The following is a 4,406-nucleotide window of genomic DNA, read 5'->3' as shown; positions in this document are numbered from 1 at the left end:
GCTCCACCATCATGCTCGCCATAGCGGGGTCAATGTTGGGCGCCGATAAGGGGTCAACATCCCGCGCCGGTTGACAGACAAGCTCAGCCCGAACGCAAAATAGTGAATTTCAATTGAAGTAAGATGCTCCAGCTCTGCGGGCTGAAATATGCCCAATGCCCGTCCAACGGATGCCCTTATGCGCGGTGACCCCCCTGCGATGGTCGTAACCTTTGACACCTTTCGCGCGCGCCGCCTCGCCCCGGACCGGGCACGCGCCTGCAACCATTCGCCCACCCCGAGCATTGAGCCGACATCATCCACGTCAGGAGACATGATATGCGCTCGATCACCTTGGGCCTCGTGGCCGCGACGACGTTGCTTGGCGGCTGCGTTTCGGACGGCAGCTATGGCGGCGGCAATCCCTATTACGCCGACCAATATTATCGCGACGGGCCGAATTATCAGGAGCGTCGCCTCGGGCGCGGTGACCGCGTCTATCGCGGGCGCGACGATCGCTATTATTGCCGCCGCAATGACGGCACGACCGGGCTGATCGTCGGCGGCGTGTCGGGTGGCGTGCTCGGCAACATCATCGCGCCGGGCGGGTCGAAGACGCTCGGCACGTTGCTCGGCGCCGCCGGTGGCGCGCTGATCGGGAGCGCCGTCGAAAAGGACCAGAATCGTAATAACGTACGCTGCCGTTAATCGGGCCACGCCGGGGGCGCCCCTTGCCAAAACCGCCTCCGGTCCCCATATGCGCCCGTGCTACAGTCGCAAATCGACGGTTCCTGGCGCTTTGCGGCACCTCTTTCCTTCTTTCCCTGCTGCCACGGCACCGGGCGTGCCGACCTCTTCGGTCCGCCCCCGAAAAGAAGGAATATCAAATGGCTATCAACGGTACCGTCAAGTTTTTCAACGCCGACAAGGGCTATGGCTTCATTGCTCCCGATGACGGCGGCAACGACGCCTTCGTCCACATCACCGCGGTCGAGCGCGCCGGCATGGCGACGCTGAACCAGAACCAGCGCGTGTCGTACGAGCTCGAAGCGGATCGTCGCGGCAAGCAGTCGGCGGTCAATCTTCAGGCGGTTGACTAACACCTGATTCCGGCCCCCGCGCCCGATGCGGCGCGGGGGCCGTTCTTCCCCGGATCCCTCCAGCCAGAAAAGGCCCGCCGCCGATGGCCGACGATCCCAAATTCTACCGCGCTCGTGCAGCCGCAGAACATGCCGCCGCCGAAGCCGCGACGCTCGACAATGTCCGCGAACGCGCCGAACGCGCCGAACGCGCCTGGATCCAGATGGCCGAACGCGCCGAAAGCGTGCGTGCCCAGCGCGACGTACGCGAAGCCGCCGCTGCGGCGGTCAGGATGCAACCCGCCGAGTAGCGCGGCTTGCCGTTGCGACGGGCTGTGCTATCGACCGGTCAAACTGATCGGGAGAGTTGATGTCCATGCGCCTGTTTATCGCCGCCATTCTTGCGACCACCGCCGTCCCTGCGCTTGCCGCGCCGGTCAACTATAGCGGCCTCGCGCTCGCCCCCGCCGGGGACCGGATCGCGACGGTCGAGACGAGCGGCGGCAAGGCGAAGATCGTGGTGCGTGCGGTCAAGACTGGCGCCGTGCTGACGACGCTTGATCCCTGCGCGGCGACCTGCGGCTATTCCGGGCTCACCTTTGCCAGTGACGGCACGCTCGCGTTTCTGGCGCGCGACCGGGCGAAGGGCGAAGTGACGCTCGACATCGTTGAAGGCGGGCTCGTGCGCGCCGTCGCGACGGTCAGGGGCATTGCCCAAAGCCCGCGCTTCTCGCCCGACGGCAAGCGGATTGCGCTTCTCGTCACGATCGGCGCCGCCAAGGAAGCCGGCGCCGCGCAAGCGGGGGTGCGCCAGGTCGGCGAAATCGGCGAGAAAAACGACGCGCAGCAGCTCGCGGTGTTCGACCGCGCCGCCACGCTCGCCGCCGATGCGGTCAAGCCGGTGTCGCCTGCGGGGCGCTATGTCTATGAATATGACTGGACGCCCGATGGCAGCGGTTTTGTCGTCACCTCGGTGTTGGGCAATGGCGACGCCAATTGGTGGGTCGCGACGCTCGACCATATCGACGCCGCGACGGGCGCGGTGCGCACGATCGCCAAGCCGACGACGCAGCTCAATTTCCCGCGCGTCTCGCCCGATGGCAAAGCGGTCGCCTATATCGGCGGGCTGATGAGCGATTTCGGCTCGGTCGGCGGCGATGTCTTCACCGTGCCGATCACCGGCGGCACCCCGGTCAACATCACCGATGGCGCCAAGGCGACCGCGACCGCGATTGATTGGACCAAGGGCGGCCTGCGCGCGACCTTGCTCCACGGCGATGCGAGCGAGATCGTCGCGGTGACCGACAAGGGCTATGGCGCGCCGCTGTTCGCGCGTCCGGCCAGCTTTGCGGCGGGCGATGGCCGCGCGGCGTTCAGCGACGACGGCAAGACCGTTGCAACGGTGGTGCAAGACTGGACGCATGCGCCAGCGATCTTCGCCGGACCCGCCACAGCGCCCAAGCAACTCACCCATGAAAATGACGGCGTTGCACCGGCGGTTAGCGCGCGCAGCATCAGCTGGACCAACGAAGGCTTCACCTCGCAAGGCTGGCTGCTCGCGCCGGTGGGCGCTGATCCCGCCAGGAAGGCGCCGATGATCACCGTGGTCCACGGCGGCCCGGCGGCAGCGAATGTCCCCAATTTCGTCGAACGCGGCGGCGTGGCCGAGCTGATCCGCGCGGGCTTCTACGTCTTCCTGCCCAATCCGCGCGGCAGCTATGGCCAGGGCGAAGCCTTCACCGCCGCGAACAAGCGCGACTTCGGCGGCGGCGACCTGCGCGACATCTTGACCGGCATCGATGCCGTCGAAAAGGTCGCGCCGATCGACGACGCGCGGCTGGGGCTGACCGGCGGCAGCTACGGCGGCTTCATGGCGATGTGGGCGAATACCCAAACCAATCGCTTCAAGGCGATCGTCGCGAGCGCGGGGCTGTCGAACTGGATCAGCTATTACGGCACCAATGGCATCGACCAGTGGATGCTGCCGTTCTTCGGCAAGACTTTGTACGAGGACTATGACGCGTATAAAGCACCGTCGGCAATTTACTTCATGAAGAACGCCAAGACGCCGACCTTCATCTATGTCGGGGAGCGCGACATCGAAGTGCCGCCGACGCAGTCGGTCGAATATTGGCATGCGTTGAAGGATCAGGGCGTGCCGACCAGCCTCGTCATCTATCCCGAGGAAGGCCACGGCATCCGCAACCCGGTGAACGCGCTCGACGTGCAGAAGCGGACGATCGCGTGGTTCGAGAAATATCTGGGGAAAGCGAAGTAAGGCGTCAGCGCAGCGGCTTGCCGCTGTCTTTCCATTTGTCGAGGATCTGGCTGTCGGGCAGGTTGTCGGTGCGCGCCGGCGCAGGCGCGCGCGCGACGCTGCGGTCGACATAGGCGGGCTGGATCGCGCTGGCGGGCGTCGCTGCCGGTGGCGCGATGCCTGCCGTCGACGCGATCGTCACGGGCGGCACGAGCGGGGTGAGGCGGGCATGCGGCCCCGGCAGCGGCTCGCCGCCGCGATAGGGCACGCTGAGCGACGCGGGCGTGCCCCAATAGCCCTGCCAGCGATGGAAGAAATGCGCGCCGATCACCGCCGTCATCACCATCTGCCGGTTCCAGCGCGGGGTGACGGCATAGGTGTGGTAGTGCGTCGCGGTGCCGACTTGGCCCTCGACCGTCCCCGCCAGCATCAGCCCGGCATTGTGCAGCGCGCGCGCCCAGCCGCTGCGCGACGGCACCCGCGCCATCGCGCCGTCGCAGGCGTAGCTGAACTGGCAGCCCGCCTTTTCCGATCCCTGATAGACGACGCCGCACACCGTGCCGGGAAAGGCGGGATGGCGCACGCGGTTGAGGATCACCTGCGCCACCGCGCGCTGCCCCGCATCGGGCTCGCTGGCGGCTTCGTAATAGATCGCGGTCGCCAGGCAATTGAGCGCGCGCCCGTAATCGCTGCCGCTCGCCCGCGTCATTACGAAGGGCCGGGCAGGGTGGATCGTGCCGTCGAGCGTGGGCGACGCAACATAGGTCGACGGGATCGGCAGCGTCGGCAGCGGCGCGGTACCGGTGGTGCCGCTGGCGGGCGCGGCCAGGCTCGCGTCGGTGGCGGCGGTGGGCAGCGACAGGTCGCTGGCATAGAGCAACGCCGCACCGGGGAAATGGTCGCCCGCGTCATAGCCCTTGGGCGGCGCGGGCGGCGCGGCGCGCTGTTGCGCGACGGAAACGACGATCATCGCCGCACGCGCCGACACCGCCGCCATCGCGACGATCAGGACGACCAGCAACAGCTGCGCCCGCGACATGCCCGCTACCCGACTCACGCAATCGTCCGTTTCAATTCGATAGTGCGTCAAA

At 66.9% G+C, this 4,406-nt stretch carries 5 protein-coding genes; 4 read left to right on the top strand and 1 reads right to left on the bottom strand.

All coding sequences use genetic code 11. The annotated features are described in order from the left end of the window. The first annotated feature begins 318 nt into the window (after positions 1 to 318). The 4 genes from K2W81_RS11095 (at position 319) to K2W81_RS11080 (ending at position 3,336) form a co-directional block, all read left to right on the top strand. Positions 319 to 687 (top strand): glycine zipper 2TM domain-containing protein, encoded by a 369-nt coding sequence (locus K2W81_RS11095; RefSeq protein ID WP_294104265.1) that lies wholly within the window; start codon positions 319 to 321, stop codon positions 685 to 687. 179 nt (positions 688 to 866) lie between these two features. Then, entirely contained in the window at positions 867 to 1,079 is a 213-nt protein-coding gene (locus K2W81_RS11090; protein WP_294104263.1) for a cold-shock protein, read from the top strand. An 83-nt stretch (positions 1,080 to 1,162) separates the two neighbouring features. Beyond that, positions 1,163 to 1,369, top strand: a complete 207-nt coding sequence (locus K2W81_RS11085) for a hypothetical protein (protein WP_294104261.1) — start codon at positions 1,163 to 1,165, stop codon at positions 1,367 to 1,369. Between the two features lie 65 nt (positions 1,370 to 1,434). After that, positions 1,435 to 3,336 carry a S9 family peptidase gene (locus K2W81_RS11080; protein WP_294104270.1) on the top strand — a complete coding sequence of 634 codons (1,902 nt, stop codon included), beginning with the start codon at positions 1,435 to 1,437 and terminating at the stop codon, positions 3,334 to 3,336. Between the two features lie 4 nt (positions 3,337 to 3,340). Here the strand turns inward: K2W81_RS11080 and K2W81_RS11075 are convergent, their stop codons facing one another. After that, the gene (locus K2W81_RS11075) at positions 3,341 to 4,354 is read right to left on the bottom strand and encodes a cell wall hydrolase (protein ID WP_294104259.1); all 1,014 of its coding nucleotides are present in this window, start codon (positions 4,352 to 4,354) and stop codon (positions 3,341 to 3,343) included. Between the last annotated feature and the right edge of the window lie 52 nt (positions 4,355 to 4,406).

The sequence above is a fragment of the Sphingomonas sp. genome (assembly GCF_019749955.1).
GTDB lineage: Bacteria > Pseudomonadota > Alphaproteobacteria > Sphingomonadales > Sphingomonadaceae > Sphingomonas.
This window is presented reverse-complemented; position numbering and strand designations above follow the sequence as displayed.